Genomic DNA, 21,340 nt, shown 5'->3' with positions numbered 1-21,340 from the left:
CTGGAGACGCGTTCAGAGCCCAAAATGACGGAAAATCGACGCCGCGATGAAAAGGCCGATAGCAAGGATCACAAGCTTCTTCTTGGTCGGCATCGCATCAAGCCGAGCACGAATGTCGCTCAGGTCCTGAATGACTTTGGCGTCGGATTTTCGTTCCGACACTTCAGCACCCCATCCGCTTCGCCATGTCGTTAAAATCCTCCGCCACCACGTCCCAGGCGCCATCGGCCTTGAAATCGCGGCTCTGGTGCGGGCCGTATTCGGTCACCCGCGGCACGAAGCCGGTCTTCAGGCCGAGCGCCTGCGCGGCGGCGAGATCGTTGTTGTGGGCGGCCACCATCATCACCTGTTCCGGCTTCAGGTTCAGCAATGCAGCGGCGCCGAGATAGGATTCCGGATCCGGCTTGTAGTGCACGAACAGTTCCGCGCTCATGACCAGGTCCCACGGCAGACCTGCGAATTTCGCCATGTTGGTGAGCAGCGCCACGTTGCCGTTGGACAGCGGGCTGATGATGAATTTTGACTTCAGCCGCGTCAGACCGCTGACCGAGTCCGACCACGGATGCAGCCGGTGCCAGCCGAGCGTCATGTAGCTCAGGTCGGCGTCGGTCAGGCCCTTGATGTCGAACTTCGCCACCAGCATTTCCAGCGTTTGCCGGTGCAGCGTGTCGAGCTTGACGAAGCCGCGTTCGGGATGATGGCGCACCCGGTCCATGGACGGCGCATACCCCTGCCGCCAGGCATCGACCAGTTCGGCCCAGTCGGCGGTGATCCCGCGGGTTTTGCCCCATGCCGTGAAATCGGCAATCAGGCTGCCGCGCCAATCCACGACGGTGCCGAACACGTCGAAGATGAGGGCTTTGACGTCGGGCATCTCGCTCATGGTTCGCTCCCTGATTTGTTTTTCGTTGATAGCACCCACGCTGTCATTCCGGAGCGCGAGCGAACCCGGAACGACGGCTTAAAGAATCTTCCGGTACTGCATGAAGCCGGAATTATCGGCAACCTGATCGTACAGGATGCGCGCCTGCGCGTTGTCGTTCTGGGTCAGCCAGTGCACGCGGCTGCAGCCGGCGGCCTTCGCCTCCGCATAGACGCCCTCGATCAGCTTACGGCCAAGGCCGAGACCGCGCGCGCCGTCGGCGACGAACAGGTCCTGCAGATAGCAGTAGTTGCCGACCGTCCAGCTCGAGCGGTGATACAGATACTGCACGATGCCGGTGAGCTTGCCGTCGACATAGCCGCCGAGCAGGAACATCGGCTCGGCGGGATCGTGAAACCGCGCCCAGGCGGTGTCCGTGGCGATCTGCGGCAGCGTCGCCTTGTAGAAGGTTAGATAGCCGTTCCACAACGGCTCCCAGGCGGCGCGCTCATCGGCGCCGACCGGGCGGATCACGACTTCGGTCATGTCTGCTACTCAATCCAGGTGGAATTTCTCGAGCTGGCGATGCTCCGCCTTGATGTAGCGCACGGTACCGGTCACCGAACGCATCACCACCGTATCGGTCTCGATGACGTCCTTGCCGAACTTGACGCCCTCCAGCAGAGAACCGGTGGTCACGCCGGTGGCCGCGAACAGGCAGTCACCCCGCACCATGTCCTCGATTTCGTATTTCTTCTTAGCGTCCTTGATGCCCATCTTCAGCGTGCGTTCCCGCAGTTCCTCGCTGTCGATGATGAGCCGGGTCTGCATCTGGCCGCCGATGCAGCGCAAGGCGGCCGCAGAGAGCACGCCCTCGGGTGCACCGCCGCTGCCGAAATAGATATCGATGCCGGTCCGCGCCTCGGCCGTATGGATCACACCTGCCACGTCGCCGTCGCTGATCAGGCTGACCGCAGCGCCGAGCTTGCGGATCGCCGCGACCATTTCCGCGTGACGCGGGCGGTCGAGCAGAATGGCCGTGATCTCCGACGGCTTGACGCCCTTGGCCTTGGCCAGCGAGCGGATGTTGTCTTCGATCGATGCATCGAGATCCACGGTTCCCTTGGGATAGCCCGGACCGATGGCGATCTTGTGCATGTAGCAGTCCGGTGCGTGCAGCAAGGTGCCGCCGTCGGCCATGGCGATGGTCGCGATGGCGCCGGGCATGTTCTTGGCGCACAACACGGTGCCTTCCAGGGGATCGACGGCGATGTCGACCTTCGGGCCGTGGGTGCTGCCGACCTTCTCGCCGATGAAGAGCATCGGCGCCTCGTCGATCTCGCCTTCGCCGATCACGACGGTCCCGTCGATCGGCAATTTGTTGAGCTCCCGCCGCATGGCATCGACAGCCGCCTGGTCCGAGGCCTTTTCCAGGCCGCGGCCGCGCAGCCGCGCCGCCGACACCGCGGCACGCTCCGTCACACGCACGATTTCGAGCGTCAGGATGCGCTCGAGCAATTGCTGCGGAGGCACGGAAATATGGGTCGACATCGGCGAAACTCCTTGGACACGGCGGGCAACAGCCCGATCAACTCAAACGAACGCGATCAGTTCTTTTCGATACGGATCACCTGCGGGCGACCGCTGATGACCTTGTCCTGCTGCACGGCTTTCAGGGCGCGGCGCACCGCGTCTTCAGACGTCGCATAGGTGATCAGGATCACCGGCACCGGCGATGATTTCTTCGACGCGCCACCGGCATCGACATGGCCATCAGGATGCCGCTGCACGATCGACTCGATGGAAATCTTCTGTTCGGCCAGCCGCGTGGCGATGGTCGCGGCAGTGCCGGCGAGGTCGCGCGCCATCAGGCGGATGTAATAACCGCCCTCGTGGCGCTCCATCGGTGCCTTGGTCGTGGCCGCGAGCTTGGCAACCGGGCGTCCGAACGGCATCGCGCGCACATTGCGCGCCACGTCGGCGATATCAGCCAGCACGGCAGATGCCGTCGCAGCACCGCCTGCCCCCGGACCGACCAGCGTGATCGGCGCAATGCCGGCGCCGTCGATGGTCACCGCATTGGTGACGCCCATGACCTGGGCGATAGACGAGGTCCGGGGCACCATGGTGGGATGCACGCGCTGCTCGATGCCCTTGGCGGTGCGCACCGCCACGCCGAGCAGCTTGACGCGATAGCCGAGTTCCGATGCGGCGCGCAGATCGGCGGCGTCGATGGACGAGATGCCTTCCACATAGACCGCGCTCTGCGCCACCTTGGTGCCGAACGCCAGGCTGGCCAGGATGGCGAGTTTCTGCGCGGTATCGTGGCCGTCGATGTCGAATGACGGATCGGCCTCGGCATAGCCGAGCCGCTGCGCGTCGGCCAGACATTCGGCGAACGACAGCCCCTCCTGCTCCATGCGGGTCAGGATATAATTGCAGGTACCGTTGAGAATGCCGTAGACGCGATGAATGTCGGTGCCGGCGAGACCTTCGCGCAGCGTCTTGACCACCGGGATGGCGCCGGCGACCGCCGCCTCGTAGTTCAACGCGCCGCCATGCTTCTCGGCCAGCGCCGCCAGCTTCAGCCCATGCTTGGCGATCAGCGCCTTGTTGGCGGTGACCACCGATTTACCCAGGGTCAGCGCCGCCTCGATCGCCGACAACGCGGGGTCGCCGACGCCGCCCATCAGTTCGACGAAGCAGTCGACCTCGGGATCCTGCGCCAGCGCCAGCGGGCTCTTGGCCCACGTGACGTCGCGCAGATCGATGCCGCGCTTCTTTGTCCTGGAGCGCGCGGTCACCGCGGTGACGCGCATACTGCGGCCGCAGCGCGCTGCCAGCACCTTGCCTTGCTGTTCGATCAGACGGACTACTTCGGCCCCGACGGTGCCGAGTCCTGCGATACCCACCTTCAGGGGTGAAACCATAACGTCTAAAGCCTGCCGGAGAACTGGATTTGGCATGATCCGGTCGTACGACCGGATGCCGATTTGAGAGTTGGTCCTTACCGCCGGGTGGCGAGAGGAACCACGTTGTGCAATGTTTCGACGCCGCTTTCAAGGAAGCGGCGTACGCCGCGCGCAGCCTGGCGGATGCGCTGTTCGTTCTCCACCATGGCGATGCGCACGTAGCCCTCGCCATGTTCGCCGAAAGCGACGCCCGGCGATACCACCACGCCGGACTTCTCCACCAGCAGGGTCGAGAACTGCATGCTGCCGACATCGCGGAACGCCGGCGGCAGCGGTGCCCAAGCGAACATCGATGCGGACGGCGGTGGGATCTCCCAGCCGGCGCGGCCGAACGACTCCACCAGTGCATCGCGACGCTTGCGATAGATGTCGCGCATTTCGCGGATGCAGTCGTCGGGCCCGTTGAGCGCTGCCGTGGCCGCTACCTGGATCGGCGTGAACGCGCCGTAGTCGAGATAGGATTTGACCCGGGTAAGCGCCGCGATGATGCGCTCGTTACCGACCGCAAAGCCCATGCGCCAGCCGGCCATCGAGAACGTCTTGGACATCGAAGTGAACTCGACGGTGACATCGATGGCGCCCGGCACCTGCAGCACCGAGGGCGGCGGATTGTTGTCGTCGAAATAGACTTCGGCGTAAGCGAGGTCGGACAGGATGTAGATCTCGTGCTTCTTCGCGAAGGCCACCAGGTCCTTGTAGAAGTCGAGGCTGGCCACCTGTGCCGTCGGGTTCGACGGGTAGCAGACGATCATCGCAATCGGCTTCGGGATCGAATGGATGATTGCACGCTCGACCGCGTGGAAGAACTCCGGGCCGGGCTCGGACGGAACCGAACGGATCACACCGCCCGCCATCAGGAAGCCGAACGCGTGGATGGGGTAGCTCGGGTTGGGACACAGCACCACGTCGCCGGGCGCGGTGATCGCCTGCGCCACGTTGGCAAAGCCCTCCTTCGAGCCCAGCGTAGCCACCACCTGGGTGTCGGGATTGAGCTTCACGCCGAAGCGGCGGGCATAATAGCCGGCCTGGGCCTTGCGCAGGCCGGTGATGCCCTTGGACGCCGAATAGCGGTCGGTGCGCGGCTTGCCGAGGGTTTCCTTCAGCTTCTCGATCACATGCGGCGGCGTCGGCAGGTCCGGATTGCCCATGCCGAGGTCGATGATATCGGCGCCGGCGTTCCGCGCGGCTGCCTTGGCCCGGTTGACCTGTTCGAACACGTAGGGCGGCAGGCGGCGGATGCGGTAGAATTCGTCCATGGTCCTGGCTCCGGAACCGGTCAAGCGGGAATCGCGGTTGTCTGAGACGGTCAAAGTAAGCTGGTTGGCGCGAAAAGCCGCGTTGTTTCCGTGATCTCTACGAATTCAGGCACCGAACCGGTCCAACTTCGCCGAACTCGCTTCAGCATGCGGTTGAATCGGGATCTTTTTATCACGGAAGCCCGCCGACACCACCCTCCAGAGGTGGTTTTCGCTCACTTGGCGCCAGGTTTTGCAGGCAGGACGACAGCCTGGCGGTCGCGTGCGGCGATCAGCTCGGCCTGCATCTTGGCCTGGTCCGCCGCACTCATCGCCGTGCCTTCACGGCTGGTGGGCAGATCGTGCACTGGCAGGTACTCGCCGGCCTGCGCCGGTCGCGTCGGAGCGCCGGCCGGCGTTCCGACCATCGGCAGGTCGGCGATGGTCGAGGCGCAGCCGCCCAACGCAAGCGCGAGCAGCAATATTGCCGCTGCCGCTCCTGTTCCGCTGCCCCTGCCACCTGTCATCGATCTCAACATTCCCGAGCCACATCCACCGGCGATCCGCGACGGCTTCATCTACGCCGCGTCGCACCATTAAAACAAAATTCGCCGCAAACAATTAAGGTCCAGCGAACAAACCCGCCGCCTGGGTCGTTAGTGTGACCTAACCAAGGTCATTGTCGCATTGCAGCACATCGAATCCTGCGACATCTGCCGAACTGTGCCATCATCCGTCTGCAGGTGGCGCGGCGCCACCGGAAATGAAGTTGTTGCCTGGCCATGACTGACGTGACCACTGAGACTCCGACGGCGAAGAAATTCGATCCGGAAGCCTTTGCGCTCAACCTGGCGCGGGCCATGGAAAGCAGCGGCCAGGCGCTCGCCGCCTACCTGAAACCCGCCGAAAACGGCGAGATCAAGGACAAGCCGCCCAGCGAGGTCACCGAGGTCATCAAGACCTTCGGAACGGTTGCCGAATACTGGTTGTCCGACCAGACCCGCTCTGCCGACCTGCAAGCCCGGCTCGGCAACGCCTATCTCGACCTCTGGGGCTCGGCGGTGCGCCGCATGGCCGGTGAGCAGGCTGCCCCGGCCGCCGAGCCGCCGCCGCGCGACAAGCGTTTTGTCGACCCGGAATGGAAATCCAACCAGTTCTTCGATTTCGTCATGCAGGCCTATCTGCTGACCACGCAATGGGCCCATGATCTGGTCCACAACGCCGAGGGGCTCGATCCGCATACCCGCAAGAAGGCGGAGTTTTACGTCCAGCAGATCACCAATGCGCTGGCGCCATCGAATTTCGTGCTGACCAATCCGGAGGTGCTGCGCGAGACGGTGGCCTCGAATGGCCAGAATTTGGCGCGCGGCATGCAGATGCTGGCCGAGGATATCAATGCGGGCGGCGGCCAGTTGCGCATCCGCCAGTCCGATCCGGCCAATCTGGCCGTCGGCGTCAACATGGCGACGACCCCCGGCAAGGTCATCTTCCAGAACGAGATCATGCAGCTGATCCAGTATCAGCCGAGCACCGAAAACGTGCTGCGCACACCGCTGCTGATCGTGCCGCCGTGGATCAACAAGTTCTACATTCTCGACCTCAAGCCGGAAAAGTCCTTCATCAAGTGGTGCGTCGACCAGGGCGTCACCGTTTTCGTGATCTCCTGGGTCAATCCTGACAAGAGCCTCGGCGGCAAGACCTTCGACGACTACATGAAGCAGGGTCCGCTGGCGGCCATGGACGTCATCGAGCGGGTCACCGGCGAACTCAAGGTGCACACCATGGGCTATTGCGTCGGCGGCACCCTGCTCGCCTCGACGCTGGCCTGGCTGGCGGAGAAGCGCCGCGTGCGCGCCACGTCGGCAACGTTCCTGGCCGCCCAGGTCGACTTCACCCATGCCGGCGACCTCATGGTGTTCGTCGACGAGGAGCAGATCTCGGCGCTGGAAAAGGAGATGCAGGCCGCCGGCGTGCTCGACGGCGGCAAGATGGCCATGGCCTTCAACATGCTGCGCTCCAACGACCTGATCTGGTCTTACGTCGTCAGCAACTATCTCAAGGGCAAGCCGCCCTCCGCCTTCGACCTCTTGCACTGGAATTCCGACGCCACCCGGATGCCGGCAGCCAATCATTCGTTCTATTTGCGCAACTGCTATCTGGAGAACCGGCTGTCCACCGGCAGCATGGTGCTCGACAACACCCGGCTTGACCTGTCGAAGGTCAAGGTCCCCGTCTACAATCTCGCTACCCGCGAGGACCACATCGCGCCGGCCGAATCGGTGCTGTACGGCTCGCAGTTCTTCGGCGGTCCGGTGAAGTATGTGCTGTCTGGGTCCGGCCATATCGCCGGCGTCGTCAATCCCCCGGCATCGGGAAAGTATCAGTACTGGACCAACGACAAGATCGGGGCCGGGTCGGTCGCCGAGTGGCTGAAAGGCGCCCAGGAGCACAAGGGCTCGTGGTGGCCGGACTGGCGCGAATGGCTGGCCGCCATCGACCCCGAAGAGGTCCCGGCCCGCGCGGTCGGCACCGAAGCGCTACCGCCGCTGGAAGACGCCCCCGGCAGCTACGTGCGGGTGCGGGCGTAATCGAAACTGTCATTCCGGGGCGCGAGAGCGCAGCTCGAGCGAACCCGGAATCCCGACACGATGAACGGCTTGAGGTTCCCCGCCACTCCAGTTGGAGCGGCTGAGGTTCGCGGTCGACTTGCGCCGCCCCGCCCCGGAACGACGATGGCTCTCCACAGGCCCGCATTGGCGTTGTCGCATCAACCGTCTATGGTCCGGCAAAAGCACTACGTGAGAGCGGCAATCCCGATTTTAATCACCAATGATACGCCGCGCTGAGCGGAACCTGACCCCAAGAGGACGATGCTGATGACGCGCGAATTATTCTGGCTGACGCTGACCGTAATTCTCACCGGCCTGCTCTGGGTGCCCTATGTGCTCAACCGCTGCATGATCCGCGGCATTGGCGGCGCCATGGCCAATCCGTCGCGCAACGACAAGCCGCTGTCCGAATGGGCGAACCGGCTGCTGTTCGCCCATGACAACGCCGTCGAAAACCTCATCGTATTCGCGCCGCTGGTGCTGATCCTCAATGCGGCCGATGTATCGACCCCAACCACCGTGCTGGCTTGCGCCGTGTACTTCTGGTCGCGTCTTGCCCACCTCATCGTCTATGCCCTCGGGTTGCCGGTGTTCCGCACGCTGGCCTTCGTGGTCGGCTTCGGCGCCCAGGCAGTGCTGGCCGTTGCCATCCTGCGGCTGGCGTGATGTGAAACCTCTCCCCGCGCTCGGGAGAGGTTCTCTAAACAACTGAAGTTCATCGACATGATCCACCCGCCGCCGCAGCTCGAAACTGTCGTTCAGGAAATCGCCGAAGAGATGGCTGATCGGGCCGACCGCGGCGAGGTCGCCAGCTACATTCCGGAGCTGGCCGGCGTTGACGCCAGGCAGTTCGGCCTCGTGGTCATCGATGCCTCCGGTAACGTCGCCGCCGGCGGTGACGCTGACGTACCGTTCTCGATCCAGAGCATCTCAAAGGTGTTCACGCTGACGCTGGCGCTGGGCATGGTCGGTGACCGCCTCTGGCGCCATGTCGGCCGCGAGCCGTCCGGCAATCCGTTCAACTCCATCGTCCAGCTCGAGCGCGAGCGTGGCGTGCCGCGCAATCCCTTCATCAATGCCGGCGCCATCGCCGTCACCGACGTCATCCTGTCCGGCCACCAGCCGCGCGAGGCGATCGGCGAAATCCTGCGCTTCATGCAGTTTCTCGCCGGCGACACCTCGATTGTCATCGATGAAACCGTCGCCGCCTCGGAAAAGCGCACCGGCTTTCGCAACACGGCGCTGGCCAACTACATGAAGTCGTTCGGCGTGCTGGAAAATCCCGTGGATTTTACGCTCGGCGTTTATTTCCATCACTGCGCCATCGCGATGTCGTGCCGGCAGCTGGCGATGGCCGGTCGCTACCTCGCTTATGCGGGCCGCAATCCCTCGACCGGGCTGTCCGTGGTGTCGCCCGAGCGGGCGCGGCGCATCAATGCGCTGATGCTGACCTGCGGCCACTATGACGGCTCCGGCGAATTCGCCTATCGGGTCGGCCTGCCCGGCAAGAGCGGCGTCGGCGGCGGCATCATGGCGGTGGCGCCCGGCAAGGCCTCGATCGCGGTGTGGGCGCCCGGTCTCGACAAGGCCGGCAATTCCCACCTCGGGCGCGTCGCTTTGGAGGCCCTTACCCGACGGATGGGCTGGTCGATCTTCGGCATCTGACGTGGCGGCATCTGCTCAAAAAAGAGGGCCGAAACATTGGTGTTTCGACCCTCAATCGCATCTGGTGTACGCAAGTTACGCGGTGGCGGCCTTACAACTGCAAAGCGCATTAGTGCTCGCGAGCCAGTTCGGTTTCGCGACGGTCGTCCTGGATCGCCTGCTCGTGGTACCAGCTGCCGAACGCTTCCGTGCAGATGCTGGGTGCCGCGATCTGCGCAGGCTGCGCATGATTGCGGAAGCCCGCCGCGGCGCGTGGCCTGACGGGGAATTGGTAGATCTTTGCAGATCCAGTGAAGAAGCCCGTAGTCATCTTTGTTTCCTCTCAATACAACTCGTGGTGAGTCATATATTGTAGCAGAATTGCACTTCGATTGCGCGATTTGCCTCCATAAATGCAGCAAATGCCTACAATATGCTCACAGATGCCTTTGCCCCTTTGAGGCGCAGCCATCCGGAGCCAACCGCTTGGGCGATCCCGGGTTCCACGCGAGCAATCGCGCAATCCGGCCCATAGCGAGCAGCGATGCCAAATTTTCCGCAGTGCGGGCCCGCGCAGCGTTGTGCTGCGGAAAACCACTGGAATTAGGCGCGACAATGCGCCGCGGCGGCAGCGTGCGGCCCGAGCATGTCCCGCGGGGGCTAACCGCGCGGACCGCGCGGTGGCAACAAGCCGGCGAAAATCGGCAGCAACACCCAAAGGTTCCAGCCCCAGAGCCGCTGGTCCCCAGTTGGCATATTAAATGCTTGGTAAGGACCGGCCGCTGGTGATCGGTCCTGTTCCGGTCGCCAGCAAGCTCTCAGGGTTTCCACCCTTCGCATCGTCAACTCTCATGAGAGATCCGCATGACAAAGTATAAGCTCGAGTATATTTGGCTCGACGGTTACACGCCGGTTCCGAACCTGCGTGGCAAGACGCAGATCAAGGAATTCGAATCCTTCCCGACGCTGGAACAGCTGCCGCTCTGGGGCTTCGACGGATCGTCGACCATGCAGGCCGAAGGCCACAGCTCCGACTGCGTTCTGAAGCCGGTTGCGGTCTATCCGGACGGCGCCCGCGAGAACGGCGCTCTGGTCATGTGCGAAGTCATGATGCCCGATGGCGTCACCCCGCATTCCACCAACACCCGCGCCACCATTCTTGACGATGCCGGCGCCTGGTTCGGTTTCGAGCAGGAATACTTCTTCTACGAGAACGGCCGCCCGCTCGGCTTCCCCGCCGATGGCTATCCGGCGCCCCAGGGCCCCTACTACACCGGCGTCGGCTACAAGAACGTCGGTTCGGTTGCCCGCGAGATCGTCGAAGAGCACCTCGACCTCTGCCTCGAAGCCGGCATCAACCACGAAGGCATCAACGCCGAAGTGGCCAAGGGCCAGTGGGAATTCCAGATCTTCGGCAAGGGCTCCAAGAGGGCCGCTGACGAAATGTGGATCGCCCGCTACCTGATGCTGCGCCTCACCGAGAAATACGGCATCGACATCGAATTCCACTGCAAGCCGCTCGGCGACACCGACTGGAACGGTTCGGGCATGCACGCCAACTTCTCGACCGAATACATGCGTACGGTCGGCGGCAAGGAGTACTTCGAAGCTCTGATGGCGGCGTTCGGCAAGAACTGGGAAGCCCACATCGCCGTCTACGGTCCGGACAACCATCTGCGCCTGACCGGCAAGCACGAAACGGCACCGTGGAACAAGTTCAGCTACGGCATCGCCGATCGCGGCGCGTCGATCCGCGTCCCGCATTCCTTCATCAACAACGACTACAAGGGCTATCTGGAAGATCGCCGCCCGAACTCCCAGGGTGACCCCTACGCCATCGCTTCGCAGATCCTGAAGACGATTGCGGAAGTGCCCACCGTCAAGAAGTCGGCCGCGGCGTAAGCCAAAGCAACTGCTCAATGCGAAACGGCCCGGACGCAAGTCCGGGCCGTTTTGCTTCTTAACCTCTCCCCGCTCTTTTGCGGGGAGAGGTCGACTGGCGAAGCGCAGCGAAGCCAGTCGGGTGAGGGGCGAGACAGACGGCATAAACACCCGCGCTCTCTCGAAGCCGGAGTTCGCAAAGCGAATGACGCTGAAGGCGGAGCGATCAGACTGCTCATACAGAGACTTGGCAGTGTGCCCTGCCCCTCACCCGGCGCTACGCGCCGACCTCTCCCCGCGCAAGATGCGGGGAGAGGTTAAGGCAGGCCCTCAGTCCAGCCCGAGCATCAGCCGCATGTTCTGCACGGCCGCGCCGGATGCGCCCTTGCCGAGATTGTCGAGCCGCGCCACCAGCACCGCCTGGCGGTGCTGGTCGCTGGCGAACACGTAGAGTTCGAGCCTGTTGGTCTCGTTCAGCGCCTCCGGCTCGATTTTTCCGGCTTTGAAAGCCACGTCATCCAAAGGCATCACCGAGACGTAGCTGCTCCCCACATATCGTTGAGCCAATGCGGCGTGCAGATCGGCAGCGGCGGGTTTGCCCGGCAGCGTGTCGAGGTGTAGCGGGATCGAGACCAGCATGCCTTGCCGATAGTTGCCGACCGACGGCACGAAAATCGGCCGCCGCGTCAGATGCGAATACAGCTGCGTCTCCGGCACGTGCTTGTGCTCGAATCCAAGACCGTAAAGCTGGAAAGCCGGCGCGGTGCCATCTTCGAAGTCCTTGATCATCGCATTGCCGCCGCCGGAATAGCCGCTGACAGCATTGATGGTGACGGGATAATCTGCGGGCAGCAGCCCGGCATCGACCAGCGGCCGCAGCAGCGCGATCGCCCCGGTCGGATAGCAGCCGGGATTCGAGACTTTCCGCGCGGCGCGGATCTTGTCGGCCTGGTCCGGCGCCAGTTCGGGGAAGCCATAGGCCCAGTCCGGCGCCACGCGATACGCTGTGGATGCATCGAGCACCTTCGGTCCCGCTGCGCCCATACTGTCGATCAGTGCCACGGTCTCTTTGGCGGCGTCGTCGGGCAGGCAGAGGATCACGAGATCGACCTCCTCCATCAACGCCCGCTTGGCAGCCGGATCCTTTCGCTTGTCGTCGGCGATGGTCTTCACCGCCACGTCGCTCTGTCCCGCCAGCCGCTCGCGAATGCCGAGCCCGGTGGTGCCCGACCCGCCGTCGACGAAGACCGATGGCGTCGTCGCGGCGCTGGCGCCGGAGGTTGCGTCCTTCAACATGGTGCTGCTCATCACATGATCCCTTCGGGCGTCGTCATATCATTCATCTGTGTCAGTTCATTCGCGAACAGTTGCGGCCGCAGCGAACGCATCTTGGCCGCCAGCCCCCTTGCTGCAGAATCCGGCTGCGCTGCCAGCGCGCCGGCCACCGCCGCGTAATCGACGTCGGTCTTGTGCTGGTTGAGCTTGAAGCTGCCTTCGACCTCGTCCACCGCCATCACCACGCCGACAATCGCCTTCTTCATGGCCTCGAACCGCCCGGCCGTCATCTTCGCCGACGTCCACGGTGGCTTCGGCAACAGCCAGTTCTCGAATTTGCCGCTGAGCGCGTCAAGGTGCGGGCCAAGTTCGTCGTCTGACATGACCCGCACCGGCCCCGTCAGATGCGCCGCCTGATACAGCCAGGTCGGCACCTGGTCCGGCGACGCATACCAGTCGGCGGAGACATAGGCATCGGCGCCGGTCACTGCCATCACCCAGGGCGACGCGCCGTCCGCCAGCTTCAGCAGCGGATTGTTCCGCGCCATGTGAAACGCCAGAAGCGGCGTGCCGTCCGCGGCGTAGTCGACGCAGAACGGCAGCGCTGAAGCCACCGGCTTGCGGCCGTCCCACGCACAGACGGTACCGAAGCCGCGCGCTTCCGCGAACGCCAGAGCGGCGGCGCGGTCGGGCTTGAATGGCGGTGGCGTGTACATTGCGAGCTCCTGCTGGGTAAGGGGCCGTCGGATCAGGTCGCGTTGTTTGGAAGCAAGCTGCCGCGGACCGGATCCGGCGGCAGTGGGACGATCTAAACGCGAACGCCTGCACCTGCCGCGGGAATGCGGCGGCGACGGGCGATGTTGCTGGTAGCAGCGTTGATCATGGGCGCGGTCATAAGGCCGCGCCCATATTTCGTCAAGGCGATCAGATCGCGGGGCTCCACGGCGCCGGCACCAGCCGGTAGCCGTTGCCGTCTTTCTCGACAAAGCCGTTGGCCGGGAACGGGTAATGGAAGCCCTGCACCCGCATGCGGTCGGCCACCAGCATGTCGTAGACCTTGCGCCGCGTGGTTTCCGCCTGCGCCGGATCCTGGTCGAACATCAGGTGCCAGCCCGGATTGGTGACAAACAGCGACGGATGGTTGGTGACGTCGGACTGGATGAACAGCTTGTCCGAGCCCGACGACAGCACATAGGAGGTGTGGCCCGGAGTGTGGCCGACCGACTCGACCGCCAGCAGGCCCGGCACGACGTCCTTGCCCCACTCATAGGGCGTGACCTTCTTCTTCAGCCCGTCGACGAACACCTTGCGGTTGCTGACGAACAGCCCCTTCATGCGCTCGCTGGCAGCCTTGCTCATCTCGCCGTCGTCCATCCAGTATTTCCATTCGGCTGCCGGCACGAGCACTTCCGCATTGGGGAAGGCCAGCGAGCCGTCGGCCGCGAGCAGGCCGTTCACATGGTCGCCGTGGAAATGCGAGATCACCACCATGTCGACGGCCTTGGGATCGATCCCCCGGCGGCCATGTTGGTGGCGAACTGCCCGACCTTGCCCTTGCTGGCGGCGAAGGCGCCCGGCCCGTTGCCGGTGTCGATCACCACCAGCTTGCCGCCGGTATTGATCACCAGCGGGGCAAAATGGATGGTCATCTTGTCCTTGGGCATGAAGGCCTTCTCGAGCGCGGCGTTGACCTCGTCCTTCTTGGCGTTCAGCACCAGCGTGTCGGGCAGCGGAAACGTGTTGGCGCCGTCGGAGATGGCATTCACCTGGGCGTCGCCGACATTGTAGCGGTAGAAGCTGGGCGCCTGCTTGTCGGCGAGCGGTGCGGCGGCGCGTGCGGTCTTGGCGGCGAACAGCGGCGCTGCAGCGAAAGCGGCGGCTCCGGCGAGGGCCTGGCGGCGTGACAGATTCATCGTGCAGTCTCCATCTGGTCTTGGATATCGCCCCGCGCATTGCGGGTCGTCTTGGTGACGTTCGGTATCTCGCGGGCACACGAGCAGTTGCTCCGTCCGCCGGTCAACCCCCGCCTCCCCAGTTTATTCCGGATCAAAAGGTCGCAGGCCTCAGACCGTTCGCCAGATCCATTGCGCGATCAGCGAAATCACGTCGCCGAACAGCAACAGCACGGCCGACCACACCAGCGCCGAGACGAAATTCGCGATCTGGAACCGCCAGTACGGCATCTCGAAAATGCCGGCGGCCAGCGGCACCGAGGCACGCAGCGGGCCGAAGAACCGGCCGATGAAAATGCTCGGCACGCCCCAGTTCTGCACGAAGGCTTCGCCGCGCAACAGGATGTCGGGATAGCGCGACAGTGGCCATATCCGGGCGACCTGATGCTTGTATTTGAAGCCGAACCAATACGACAGCCAGTCGCCCAACGCCGCGCCAACGCCGCCGGCAATCCACACCGGCCAGAAGCTGATACCGCTGACCCCGATCAGTGCGCCGATTGCTACCAGCGCCCCCCAGGCCGGGATCAGCAGCGAAACGAACGCCAGCGACTCGCCGAACGCCAGCACCAGCACCAGCGGCGCAGCCCAGGCTTGATGCAGGCGCACGAATTCGATCAGACCGTGCACCATGCCGTCCATGCCGTGATGTTCCTTCCGCGGCGCCGAAATTTCGGCGGTACCGCTGAACCTATTTGCCCCGCCTGCGTCTCAGGACAGGTAGACCGGCTGCCCCGATCACAGCAAGTCACAACACGAATAGCGATCGGGCGCTGACCTTCATCTCTCCAGAAGCGAACAAGAGGAAAGTGATGATCGGATCGCTGATGATGCGCGTGAGCGCGGTGCTGTTGCTGGTCGGCATGCTGGCCGGCATCGTGATGGGAATCCAGCAGAATTTCCTGCTCGGCCCGGCCCATGCGCATCTCAACCTGGTCGGCGGCGTGCTGCTGTTCCTGGTCGGCCTGTATTACCGGCTATTCCCGGCGGTCGGTCAGACCACCCTCGCCCGGGTCCAGGGCTGGCTGCACATCATCGGCGGCATCCTGTTCCCCGCCGGCATTGCCCTGGCCATCGGCGCCAGCCACGCCTGGGAGCCGGTGGCGATCGTCGGCGCCCTGATCGTACTCACCGCCATGGCGCTGTTTGCCGTGGTGGTGTTCCGGGCCGAACGTAAGCGGGTCATGGAAGTCACCGGCCGGACCGCCAGGGTCAGCGCGGCATAACCCAAATCGACCCGGCAAAACTCACGGGACGACAGCCTCTTGGATCGCTCGGCTGAAGCGGAGGGAAGAGTTTATGAAACCCAGCTTTCGGTAGAAGACATGCGCCTCTGTTCTGGTCACGGCGGTGGTCAGTTCCAGAACGCTGCAACCCGCCTGCCGTGCGAGGAAATCGCCGGCATCGATCAATGCCCGACCGATTCCGCCTCCCCGTCCCCCATCACGCACCACCAGCGCGGTTATCCGTGCCACGGGTTCGCGGAGGTGGAGCATGGCGGAGAATTGCAAAGCGATCAGTCCGACAACCTCGTCGTGCCGGGTCGCGACAAGAACCGGATCCGTGCCTGAGGCGGCAAGCAGATTCAGGCGGGCCTGCACATCCTCGGCGCTGAAGTCGTAGCCGAGTTGACCGAGCAGTTCCTGCACCGCCAGCCGGTCTTCTGACGTTACGAGACGGGTGCGGATCATGAGGGCCATGCCGGTCTGAGGTATTATGGGGAAGCGATAACCAGGCCGCCATCGATTGTCCATGCGATCGCTGCAGGCCGGCGCGGCGGCGGGCGGTGGCGTTGACCGCCCTGGTCATGCTACGGGCACGACACCCGCCATCTCTCGAGGGCCCCGATCACATTGCCAACGTAACCGTGGCATAGTCAGGGAAACCGATTCGCCGCCGCTGCGCGCAACACATAAAGACCCATGACGAAGCCATTGAAATCAAACGCTAAAGACGATCTGTTTCAGGGCGCCGCGCCGAAGGCAGCCACCGCTTCGAAGGCGCCCTCCCGCGCTGCGACCGCCGAGGATGGCTACACCGCTGCCGACATCGAGGTGCTGGAAGGCCTGGAACCGGTGCGGCGCCGGCCTGGCATGTATATCGGCGGCACCGACGAGAAGGCGCTGCACCATCTGTTCGCCGAGGTGATCGACAACTCCATGGACGAGGCGCTGGCCGGGCACGCCTCCTTCATCGAGGTCTCGCTGAGCGCGGACGGCTTTCTTACGGTGATGGACAACGGCCGCGGCATCCCGGTCGACCCGCATCCCAAGTTCCCGAAGAAGTCGGCGCTCGAAGTCATCATGTGCACGCTGCATGCCGGCGGCAAGTTCGACTCCAAGGTCTACGAGACCTCCGGCGGCCTGCACGGCGTCGGCGTGTCCGTGGTCAACGCGCTGTCCTCCCTGCTCGAGGTCGAGGTCGCCCGTAACCAGCAGCTCTACAAGATGACCTTTGCCCGCGGCATTCCGCAGGGCAAGCTCGAGGACCTCGGCAAGGTCCACAACCGCCGCGGCACCACCATCCGTTTCAAGCCGGATACCGACATCTTCGGCGCCAAGGCGGCATTCAAGCCGCAGCGTCTGTTCAAGATGGCGCGCTCGAAAGCCTACCTGTTCGGCGGCGTGAAGATCCGGTGGAAATGTGATCCCGAACTGCTGAAGGGCATCGAGGGCGTGCCGTCCGAGGACGAGTTCCACTTCCCCGGCGGCCTCAAGGACTATCTGGCAGCCGCTATCCATGCCGACACCCTGGTGCATCCGGAGATATTCTCCGGCAAGTCCGGCCGCAACGGTGCCCACGGCGCCTGCGAATGGGCGGTGGCCTGGACCGCCGACGCCGACGGCTTCATGTCGTCCTACACCAACACCGTGCCGACCCCCGACGGCGGCACCCATGAGGCCGGCATGCGCAGCGCCATGCTGCGCGGCCTCAAGGACCACGCCGAACGTGCCGGCCAGAGCAAGCGCGCCGCCACCATCACCTCGGAAGACGTCATGGTCGGCGCCGCCGTGATGCTGTCGGTGTTCGTGCGCGAGCCGGAATTCCAGGGCCAGACCAAGGACCGCCTCGCAACCGCCGAGGCCCAGAAAATCGTCGAACAAGCCATCAAAGACCCGTTCGATCACTGGCTGTCCGGCAATCCCGTCCAGGCCAACAAGCTGCTGGAATTCGTGCTCGAGCGCGCCGACGAGCGGCTGCGCCGCCGCGCCGAAAAGGAAACCTCGCGCAAGACTGCGGTGAAGAAGCTGCGGCTGCCGGGCAAGCTGTCCGACTGCACCAACACCGCCACTGAAGGCTCGGAACTGTTCCTGGTCGAGGGCGACTCGGCCGGCGGCAGCGCCAAGCAGGCGCGCGACCGCAAGACCCAGGCCATCCTGCCGTTGCGTGGAAAAATCCTCAACGTGGCCTCGGCCACCAAGGACAAGATCACCGCCAACGCGCAGATCTCCGACCTCCTGCAGGCGATCGGCTGCGGCACAGGCGTCAATTATCGTGAAGAGGATCTGCGCTATTCCCGCGTGATCATCATGACCGACGCCGACGTCGACGGCGCACATATCGCCTCATTGCTGATCACCTTCTTCTATCGGCAGACGCCGAAGCTGATCGACGAGGGCCATCTGTACCTCGCTGTGCCCCTGCTCTACCGCATGACTCACGGCAGCAAGACCGTGTACGCCCGCGACGAGGCGCATCGCGACGCGCTGCTGAAGAGCGAGTTCAACGCCAACGCCAAGGTCGATATCGGCCGCTTCAAAGGCCTTGGCGAGATGATGCCGGCGCAGCTCAAGGAGACCACCATGGATCCCGCGAAGCGCACCCTGCTCCGCGTCAACCTGGCGGACATCGACCGCGAAGACACCGCCGACTCCGTGGAGCGCCTGATGGGCACCAAGGCCGACGCCCGCTTCGCCTTCATCTCCGACAAGGCGGAATTCGCGGACGAGGATCTGCTGGACGTTTAGCGGAGCGCAGCCTCTCAGTGGGTAGGTAAAGCGCCTTGCGCCGCACCCACCCTTCACGCGTTCACGCTGCCGTGCCTGTCTTTCCGACCTTTCGCGCCCGCTCCTGACCAGCCCTTTGCGCGACTGGCCGCCTGGCGGGCGAACCGGCGACCAACACCTGTTGGCGCCTTTGCGGCGCAAGGCGCCTCAAGCGTCCCTATTTCCAACATCCGGAAGCCCCCGCAGATCCCTGGTCGCACCGCAAAATTTGAGGTGCGCGCCTCATTACGATGGACAGCAGATGCAAACCCGATAAGCTGCACGTCGAAGTGGCCGCAAGCAGCTACTCAATCGTCAAAAAACGGCAAGGGAGAGCGAGACATGAACCGGATCTTACTGGCTGGTACAGCTGCGATTTTCGCCCTGGCAAGTGTCAGCGGAGCACAGGCCGCGGACAAGAAGACGCTGGCCTTCGTGGTCAACGGCGCCTCTGATTTCTGGAAAGCCGCGGAAGCTGGCGTCAAGAAGGCCCAGGGCGAACTGCCGAATTACACCCTGACATTCAAATATCCCGAACAGGCCTCGGCGGCGATCCAGATCAGGCTGATGGACGATCTGGTCGCGGCCGGTGTGGCCGGCATCATGGTCAGTTCGGCCGACCCCAAGACCTCGAGCGAAGCCCTCAACCGCATTGGCGGCCAGGTTGCCCTCTTCACCACCGACAGCGACGCGCCGGAGACCAAGCGTGTCGCCTATATCGGCTCCAGCAACACCGACGCCGGCAAGCAGGCCGGTCAGCTGGTGCTGAAGGCGCTGCCGAACGGCGGCAAGTGCATGGGCTTTGTCGGCCTGCTCGGCGCCGACAACGCCAAGGAGCGCATCCAGGGCGTCAAGGACACCATCAAGGGATCCAAGGTGACGCTGGTCGACGTGCGCGGCGATGACATCGACCAGACCCGCGCCAAACGCAACGTCGAAGACACCCTGACCGCCAATCCCGACATCAACTGCATGATCGGCTTCTATTCGTACAACACGCCGCGGATCTACGAGGCGCTCAAGGATGCCGGCAAGCTCAAGCAGGTCACCATCATTGGCTTCGACGAAGATCCGATCACCCTGGGCGGCGTCAAGGAAGGCACCATCGCCGGCACCGTGGTGCAGCAGCCCTATGAGTGGGGCTATCAGGGCATGAAGGACATGGCCAAATATCTCGAAGGCGACAAATCCTTCATCCCGGCCAACAAGCTGATCATCATCCCAACCAAGATCATCGAAGCGTCGAACGTCGATGCCTTCTGGGCCGAGCTCAAGCAGCGTCAGGGCAAATAGCGCGATGCGGCGGCCGCGGGTCTGCCGGCGGTCGCCGTTCGCCATCCCTTCTTCGCAACTTCCTATCCACGATGCGGATACGGCGCGGCCACGCGCAGGCAATGAGGCATGCAGCAACCCATCCTCGAACTGATCGGCATCAGCAAATCCTATCCCGGCGTGAAGGCGCTCGCCGAGGTCAGCCTGTCTGTGGCGGCGGGCGAGGTGGTCGGGCTAATCGGGGAGAACGGCGCCGGCAAGAGCACGCTGATGCGGATCCTGGGGGGCGTCACCGAGCCCAGCGCGGGACAGATCAAGCTGCGCGGCCAGCCCTACGACCGGCTCACCGTGCGCGAGGCGATCGACAATGGCATCGCCTTCGTCCACCAGGAACTCAACCTGTTCGATAATCTCGATGTCGCTGCCAACGTGTTCTTCGGCCGCGAGCCGCTGTCGTTCGGGCCGCTACAGCTGGTCGATACCAAGACGATGGTGGCGCGCACAAAACCCCTGCTCGACCGGCTCGGCGCGGATTTCAGGCCCGACACGCCGGTTTCGGAGCTTTCGCTCGCACAGCGCCAGCTGGTCGAAATCGCCAAGGCGCTCTCGCTGGGTGCGCAGGTCGTCATCATGGACGAACCGACGTCCAGCCTGACCCTGACCGAAACAAACCGCCTGCTGGCGATCGTCGGCGAACTGAAGACCGCAGGCGTCAGCGTCATTTTCATCACCCATCGCCTGCACGAGATCGAGCAATGCGCCGACCGCGTCGTCGCGCTGCGCGACGGCAAAGTGGTGGGGACGCTGCAGAAGACGGAGATCGACCACGACCGCATGATCCGTCTGATGATCGGCCGCGACCTCAGGGCGCTATACACGCCGCCGAAATCCGCCCGCGGCGACGAGATCCTTGTGGTCCAGAACATGCGCACCACCACCTGGCCCGGCTGCGCCGTCAATTTTCGCTGCGCCGTGGCGAGATCGTCGGCTTGGCGGGACTGGTCGGCTCCGGCCGCACCGAACTTGCGCGCACCATCTTCGGCATCGACCGGCCGCTCGGCGGGACGATCGAAATCTCCGGCCGGCCATTGAACGTCGCATCGCCGCGCGATGCCATCGCGCATGGCATCTACCTCGTCCCCGAGGATCGCAAGCAGGCCGGCCTGATCCTGGAGGACGATATCACCGGCAATATCTCGTTGCCGAACCTGAACCATTTCGCGAAGGCCTGTCTGCTCAATCGCCATCGCGAGCAGGACACCGCGAAGCAACAGGCGAAGGCGCTCAACATCAGGGCGCCCTCGGTCGCCAGCGTGGTCGGCACCCTCTCAGGCGGCAACCAGCAGAAGGTGGTGCTCGCAAAATGGCTGGCCATGTCGCCGAGCGTGGTGCTGTTCGACGAACCGACGCGGGGGATCGACGTCGGCGCCAAGAGCGAGATCTACACCTTGATCCGCGCGCTCGCCGATGCCGGCATCGCGGTGCTGATGATTTCCAGCGACATGGAGGAAGTGATCGGCGTCAGCGACCGCATCCTGGTCATGCATGAGGGCGCCATCAGCGGCGAACTCGATCGCCCTCAATTCTGTGAACACAATTTGATGCAGCTTGCCGTGGGCAAGTCCATGAGTTCGGAAGCGACATGCTGAAAA

The 21,340-nt window shown here is 63.8% G+C and carries 19 protein-coding genes and 2 pseudogenes; 8 read left to right on the top strand and 13 right to left on the bottom strand.

Going from position 1 to position 21,340, the window contains the following annotated elements; all coding sequences use genetic code 11:
• Nucleotides 1–12: 12 nt before the first annotated feature.
• The 7 genes from ONR75_RS17045 to ONR75_RS17015 all read right to left on the bottom strand — a co-directional run bounded on the left by ONR75_RS17045 (nucleotide 13) and on the right by ONR75_RS17015 (nucleotide 5,551).
• On the bottom strand, nucleotides 13–162 hold the full coding sequence (locus ONR75_RS17045) for a hypothetical protein (RefSeq protein WP_265078318.1): 150 nt from the start codon (nucleotides 160–162) through the stop codon (nucleotides 13–15).
• A gap of 1 nt (nucleotide 163) precedes the next feature.
• On the bottom strand, nucleotides 164–883 hold the full coding sequence (locus ONR75_RS17040; RefSeq protein WP_265078317.1) for a haloacid dehalogenase type II: 720 nt from the start codon (nucleotides 881–883) through the stop codon (nucleotides 164–166).
• A gap of 78 nt (nucleotides 884–961) precedes the next feature.
• A complete protein-coding gene (locus tag ONR75_RS17035; RefSeq protein ID WP_265078316.1) occupies nucleotides 962–1,408 on the bottom strand; it encodes a GNAT family N-acetyltransferase in 447 nt (148 codons plus the stop codon).
• A gap of 9 nt (nucleotides 1,409–1,417) precedes the next feature.
• Complete coding sequence (gene glpX, locus ONR75_RS17030) at nucleotides 1,418–2,413, bottom strand: class II fructose-bisphosphatase (protein ID WP_265078315.1); 996 nt, start codon at nucleotides 2,411–2,413, stop codon at nucleotides 1,418–1,420.
• A gap of 56 nt (nucleotides 2,414–2,469) precedes the next feature.
• Entirely contained in the window at nucleotides 2,470–3,792 is a 1,323-nt protein-coding gene (locus ONR75_RS17025; protein WP_265078314.1) for a homoserine dehydrogenase, read from the bottom strand.
• Nucleotides 3,793–3,869: 77 nt separating this feature from the next.
• Nucleotides 3,870–5,090: an LL-diaminopimelate aminotransferase gene (locus ONR75_RS17020; protein ID WP_265078313.1), complete on the bottom strand. Its 1,221-nt coding sequence runs from the start codon at nucleotides 5,088–5,090 to the stop codon at nucleotides 3,870–3,872.
• Between the two features lie 215 nt (nucleotides 5,091–5,305).
• Nucleotides 5,306–5,551 carry a hypothetical protein gene (locus ONR75_RS17015; RefSeq protein WP_320109624.1) on the bottom strand — a complete coding sequence of 82 codons (246 nt, stop codon included), beginning with the start codon at nucleotides 5,549–5,551 and terminating at the stop codon, nucleotides 5,306–5,308.
• Nucleotides 5,552–5,851: 300 nt separating this feature from the next.
• On the opposite strand from ONR75_RS17015, the gene ONR75_RS17010 reads away from it, so the two are divergent.
• The 3 genes from ONR75_RS17010 to ONR75_RS17000 all read left to right on the top strand — a co-directional run bounded on the left by ONR75_RS17010 (nucleotide 5,852) and on the right by ONR75_RS17000 (nucleotide 9,343).
• Nucleotides 5,852–7,657, top strand: coding sequence for a PHA/PHB synthase family protein (locus ONR75_RS17010; protein ID WP_265078311.1), 1,806 nt, complete (start codon nucleotides 5,852–5,854; stop codon nucleotides 7,655–7,657).
• A 288-nt stretch (nucleotides 7,658–7,945) separates the two neighbouring features.
• Entirely contained in the window at nucleotides 7,946–8,344 is a 399-nt protein-coding gene (locus tag ONR75_RS17005) for an MAPEG family protein (protein ID WP_265078310.1), read from the top strand.
• A gap of 57 nt (nucleotides 8,345–8,401) precedes the next feature.
• Complete coding sequence (locus ONR75_RS17000; protein ID WP_265078309.1) at nucleotides 8,402–9,343, top strand: glutaminase; 942 nt, start codon at nucleotides 8,402–8,404, stop codon at nucleotides 9,341–9,343.
• A gap of 109 nt (nucleotides 9,344–9,452) precedes the next feature.
• Here ONR75_RS17000 and ONR75_RS16995 read toward each other — a convergent pair whose 3' ends face one another.
• Nucleotides 9,453–9,653 carry a DUF2735 domain-containing protein gene (locus ONR75_RS16995; RefSeq protein WP_265078308.1) on the bottom strand — a complete coding sequence of 67 codons (201 nt, stop codon included), beginning with the start codon at nucleotides 9,651–9,653 and terminating at the stop codon, nucleotides 9,453–9,455.
• 533 nt (nucleotides 9,654–10,186) lie between these two features.
• Here ONR75_RS16995 and ONR75_RS16990 point away from each other — a divergent pair.
• Nucleotides 10,187–11,224, top strand: a complete 1,038-nt coding sequence (locus tag ONR75_RS16990; RefSeq protein WP_265078307.1) for a glutamine synthetase beta-grasp domain-containing protein — start codon at nucleotides 10,187–10,189, stop codon at nucleotides 11,222–11,224.
• Between the two features lie 309 nt (nucleotides 11,225–11,533).
• On the opposite strand, the gene argC is transcribed toward ONR75_RS16990, so the two are convergent.
• The 4 genes and pseudogenes from argC to ONR75_RS16970 all read right to left on the bottom strand — a co-directional run bounded on the left by argC (nucleotide 11,534) and on the right by ONR75_RS16970 (nucleotide 15,072).
• Nucleotides 11,534–12,511: an N-acetyl-gamma-glutamyl-phosphate reductase gene (gene argC, locus ONR75_RS16985; protein ID WP_265078306.1), complete on the bottom strand. Its 978-nt coding sequence runs from the start codon at nucleotides 12,509–12,511 to the stop codon at nucleotides 11,534–11,536.
• A complete protein-coding gene (locus ONR75_RS16980) occupies nucleotides 12,511–13,194 on the bottom strand; it encodes an FMN-binding negative transcriptional regulator (protein ID WP_265078305.1) in 684 nt (227 codons plus the stop codon). Before ONR75_RS16980 ends, argC begins: the two co-directional genes overlap by 1 nt.
• Nucleotides 13,195–13,402: 208 nt before the next feature.
• Nucleotides 13,403–14,391: pseudogene (locus tag ONR75_RS16975) on the bottom strand (MBL fold metallo-hydrolase).
• A 150-nt stretch (nucleotides 14,392–14,541) separates the two neighbouring features.
• On the bottom strand, nucleotides 14,542–15,072 hold the full coding sequence (locus ONR75_RS16970) for a DedA family protein (RefSeq protein WP_265078304.1): 531 nt from the start codon (nucleotides 15,070–15,072) through the stop codon (nucleotides 14,542–14,544).
• Between the two features lie 170 nt (nucleotides 15,073–15,242).
• Here ONR75_RS16970 and ONR75_RS16965 point away from each other — a divergent pair, with 170 nt between their 5' ends.
• Entirely contained in the window at nucleotides 15,243–15,656 is a 414-nt protein-coding gene (locus ONR75_RS16965) for a hypothetical protein (RefSeq protein WP_265078303.1), read from the top strand.
• Between the two features lie 21 nt (nucleotides 15,657–15,677).
• Here the strand turns inward: ONR75_RS16965 and ONR75_RS16960 are convergent, their stop codons facing one another.
• Nucleotides 15,678–16,130, bottom strand: a complete 453-nt coding sequence (locus tag ONR75_RS16960) for a GNAT family N-acetyltransferase (RefSeq protein WP_265078302.1) — start codon at nucleotides 16,128–16,130, stop codon at nucleotides 15,678–15,680.
• A 222-nt stretch (nucleotides 16,131–16,352) separates the two neighbouring features.
• Here ONR75_RS16960 and parE point away from each other — a divergent pair, with 222 nt between their 5' ends.
• From parE to ONR75_RS16945, 3 genes and pseudogenes are all read left to right on the top strand, one after another.
• A complete protein-coding gene (gene parE, locus ONR75_RS16955; protein WP_265078301.1) occupies nucleotides 16,353–18,398 on the top strand; it encodes a DNA topoisomerase IV subunit B in 2,046 nt (681 codons plus the stop codon).
• 360 nt (nucleotides 18,399–18,758) lie between these two features.
• Nucleotides 18,759–19,709, top strand: coding sequence for a sugar-binding protein (locus ONR75_RS16950; protein WP_265078300.1), 951 nt, complete (start codon nucleotides 18,759–18,761; stop codon nucleotides 19,707–19,709).
• Between the two features lie 108 nt (nucleotides 19,710–19,817).
• Nucleotides 19,818–21,337, top strand: a pseudogene (locus ONR75_RS16945) (sugar ABC transporter ATP-binding protein).
• Nucleotides 21,338–21,340 lie beyond the last annotated feature (3 nt).

Origin of the sequence: Rhodopseudomonas sp. P2A-2r (assembly GCF_026015985.1) — a bacterium.
Taxonomy (GTDB): domain Bacteria; phylum Pseudomonadota; class Alphaproteobacteria; order Rhizobiales; family Xanthobacteraceae; genus Tardiphaga.
Note: the sequence above shows the minus strand (reverse complement) of the source record. Positions and strands in the feature narration are given on the sequence as shown.

Excerpts from the sequence above, each read along its gene's own strand:
- ONR75_RS16965 (WP_265078303.1), top strand. The coding sequence starts at position 15,243 with ATGATCGGATCGCTGATGATGCGCGTGAGCGCGGTGCTGTTGCTGGTC.
- parE (WP_265078301.1), top strand. The coding sequence starts at position 16,353 with ATGACGAAGCCATTGAAATCAAACGCTAAAGACGATCTGTTTCAGGGC.
- ONR75_RS16950 (WP_265078300.1), top strand. The coding sequence starts at position 18,759 with ATGAACCGGATCTTACTGGCTGGTACAGCTGCGATTTTCGCCCTGGCA.
- ONR75_RS17000 (WP_265078309.1), top strand. The coding sequence starts at position 8,402 with ATGATCCACCCGCCGCCGCAGCTCGAAACTGTCGTTCAGGAAATCGCC.
- ONR75_RS17020 (WP_265078313.1), bottom strand. The coding sequence starts at position 5,090 with ATGGACGAATTCTACCGCATCCGCCGCCTGCCGCCCTACGTGTTCGAA.
- ONR75_RS17025 (WP_265078314.1), bottom strand. The coding sequence starts at position 3,792 with ATGGTTTCACCCCTGAAGGTGGGTATCGCAGGACTCGGCACCGTCGGG.
- ONR75_RS16995 (WP_265078308.1), bottom strand. The coding sequence starts at position 9,653 with ATGACTACGGGCTTCTTCACTGGATCTGCAAAGATCTACCAATTCCCC.
- ONR75_RS17005 (WP_265078310.1), top strand. The coding sequence starts at position 7,946 with ATGACGCGCGAATTATTCTGGCTGACGCTGACCGTAATTCTCACCGGC.
- ONR75_RS17040 (WP_265078317.1), bottom strand. The coding sequence starts at position 883 with ATGAGCGAGATGCCCGACGTCAAAGCCCTCATCTTCGACGTGTTCGGC.
- glpX (WP_265078315.1), bottom strand. The coding sequence starts at position 2,413 with ATGTCGACCCATATTTCCGTGCCTCCGCAGCAATTGCTCGAGCGCATC.
- ONR75_RS17010 (WP_265078311.1), top strand. The coding sequence starts at position 5,852 with ATGACTGACGTGACCACTGAGACTCCGACGGCGAAGAAATTCGATCCG.
- argC (WP_265078306.1), bottom strand. The coding sequence starts at position 12,511 with ATGAGCAGCACCATGTTGAAGGACGCAACCTCCGGCGCCAGCGCCGCG.
- ONR75_RS16980 (WP_265078305.1), bottom strand. The coding sequence starts at position 13,194 with ATGTACACGCCACCGCCATTCAAGCCCGACCGCGCCGCCGCTCTGGCG.
- ONR75_RS16970 (WP_265078304.1), bottom strand. The coding sequence starts at position 15,072 with ATGGACGGCATGGTGCACGGTCTGATCGAATTCGTGCGCCTGCATCAA.
- ONR75_RS16960 (WP_265078302.1), bottom strand. The coding sequence starts at position 16,130 with ATGGCCCTCATGATCCGCACCCGTCTCGTAACGTCAGAAGACCGGCTG.
- ONR75_RS16990 (WP_265078307.1), top strand. The coding sequence starts at position 10,187 with ATGACAAAGTATAAGCTCGAGTATATTTGGCTCGACGGTTACACGCCG.
- ONR75_RS17035 (WP_265078316.1), bottom strand. The coding sequence starts at position 1,408 with ATGACCGAAGTCGTGATCCGCCCGGTCGGCGCCGATGAGCGCGCCGCC.